Annotated in this window: 1 protein-coding gene; it reads right to left on the bottom strand. The window is 29.0% G+C overall.

Annotated features, from left to right (window positions below; genetic code table 11):
• Positions 1–69 precede the first annotated feature (69 nt).
• Positions 70–341 (bottom strand): 3-oxoacyl-[acyl-carrier-protein] synthase III C-terminal domain-containing protein (locus H2277_RS09210; RefSeq protein WP_337201987.1); only part of this gene is annotated, 272 nt, incomplete at its 5' end.

The following is a 341-nucleotide window of genomic DNA, read 5'->3' as shown; positions in this document are numbered from 1 at the left end:
ATTATATATCCCCCCCCCATATATTATACATTATCAAAATTTGCCAATCAGTTTTATAACATATTGTCATTATAAGATTTTCTCCTTTTGATAAATTTGAACTTTTTTACATATAAAATCAGTATCTAAAGTCATAAGGGCATTTGCCCAACTAAGTCCCGCCCCAAAGCCACCTAAAACAATTTTTAAAGTTTTTTGCAATGGAAATTCATAAGAATTGATAGTATCACATAAGGTTGCAGGAATAGAAGCTGCTCCTAGATTTGCGTATTTATTTATACTTAAGGGAACTTTATTATAGTCAATTTTTAGTCGATTAGTAATAATTTCTAAAATTCCCT

Origin of the sequence: Campylobacter sp. W0014, from assembly GCF_020135975.1 — a bacterium.
GTDB lineage: Bacteria > Campylobacterota > Campylobacteria > Campylobacterales > Campylobacteraceae > Campylobacter_D.
Note: the sequence above shows the minus strand (reverse complement) of the source record. Positions and strands in the feature narration are given on the sequence as shown.